This is a genomic window from Paeniroseomonas aquatica (assembly GCF_030409335.1).
GTDB classification, from domain to species: Bacteria; Pseudomonadota; Alphaproteobacteria; order Acetobacterales; family Acetobacteraceae; genus Belnapia; species Belnapia aquatica.
The window spans coordinates 1-1635 of record NZ_JAUFPN010000154.1 but is presented as its reverse complement, the minus strand read 5'-3'; the positions used below and the strand labels follow the sequence as shown (position 1 = coordinate 1635).

The 1635-nt window shown below is 55.5% G+C and carries 2 protein-coding genes; one reads left to right on the top strand and one right to left on the bottom strand.

Annotation, left to right across the window (positions count from 1 at the left end; translation table 11 throughout):
- Positions 1-498 (bottom strand): hypothetical protein (locus tag QWZ14_RS16690; protein WP_290317898.1); only part of this gene is annotated, 498 nt, incomplete at its 3' end.
- 310 nt (positions 499-808) lie between these two features.
- Here QWZ14_RS16690 and QWZ14_RS16685 point away from each other — a divergent pair.
- Positions 809-1627: an Ntn hydrolase family protein gene (locus QWZ14_RS16685; protein ID WP_290317896.1), complete on the top strand. Its 819-nt coding sequence runs from the start codon at positions 809-811 to the stop codon at positions 1625-1627.
- Positions 1628-1635 lie beyond the last annotated feature (8 nt).

Here is a 1635-nt window from a genome sequence, read left to right as displayed (position 1 = left end):
CGTAGTGCAGACCTTGATGACGCGCGGGGGATTGTCGAAGGCCGAGTGGAGCTGAATGGCACCAAGGACGCGTTCGACGAAATTGGTGAACTTAGCCCTAATCAAAGGCGGTAGGCCATCTTTCCAAATCAGTCCAAATTGATCATGCTCAGTTATCTTGAGGTCATGAGAATCGATTAAGTAGGAACCGTCGATGACCAAGTAGGCAAATCCCCTCGAATTTTCCTTCAGCGTGGCAGCGGCTTTCTGTCGAGCCAATTCATGGATGTTTTGGGACTGAGATGTCGTTTTTTCGTGGCGCACCGGTGTGAATACACTGAGTATTTGACCTCTGATGATATCATGGGCGAAGTGCTCTACTAAATATTCGAGGGGGTCTGACACCAAATGCGCGGTAGCTTGGGGGTCACTCTGGCTGGCGATCTCTACGTCCAGAGGCGGCCCATCTGGCACGCCCATCGTCTGTATCGCGTAGACCGCACGGTAGCGTGCCAGCATTAGGTCCATCCAGTCTCAATCACAGATGGCCAAGATAGAACTTAAAGAGCACAACCGCGACGGTGCAATCACCGTCCAAGGGTTTCCGGTCGGGCCCATCCTGATCTGGTTTGAGCTAGTCGGGGATCTGAGCCGTTTGCCAGCGCATCGAAGGGCATTAAATCGGGCGAGGGCTAAACCGACGCAGGGGCCGAGTATCCGGCTGTAGGAGCTACTTGTGACCATCATCGTCTCTGTGAAAATCAACGATGGCATCGTGATGGCGTCGGACAGCGCCAGCACCTTTGGCATTGGNCTGTAGGAGCTACTTGTGACCATCATCGTCTCTGTGAAAATCAACGATGGCATCGTGATGGCGTCGGACAGCGCCAGCACCTTTGGCATTGGCCAAATTTACCTGACTGCCGACAAGATCGTGAATTTAGTGAAGGGCCTGCCCATTGGAGTGATGGTGACAGGCAGCGGCAGCATCGGGCTGGAGTCTATTGCCACCCTGCTTAAAGACCTGCGCACGCGACTGGACGGTAGCAGAAAGCACGAGTGGACGCTCGACCGAAGCACCTACACGATGCAGCAGGTGGCCGAGCGCGTCAGAGAGTTTCTGTTCGATGAAAAATCGGCGGCCAGTGGTCATCAAACATGGATGCAGCTTCGGCTTTGCGGCTACTCCGCAGGCAGACCGCTGCCGGAGGTATGGGAAGTCTTCCTTCGAGAAAAAGAGTGCGATGCGGCCAAGCTGGCACAGCCTGAAGATGGCTTTGGCGTCAACTGGAATGGAGAATACGAAGCTCTAAACCGGATTGTGCTTGGCCTTGGTCAAGGATTCGGAGTTGCCGCCTTGGAACTCGGGTTGCCGAAGAACGACCTGCCCGATATCGAGCGCGCGCTGATGCGCAGCCTCTATGAGGACTTGGCGCTTCCTGCCATGCCCATCCAGGATGCCATCGACCTCGCTCGGTATTTGGTGGAGACCACCGCAGGCTTCATCCGCTTTTCCGTCCGTAAGCAGCCCAAGACGGTGGGCGGACCTGTAGAGATCGCGGCTATCACCAAGCATGAGGGCTTCTGCTGGGTGCAGCGGCGGCACTTCTACACCACATTGCTGAATCCGGCTCAACAGCAGCAGTAGCACGGTAA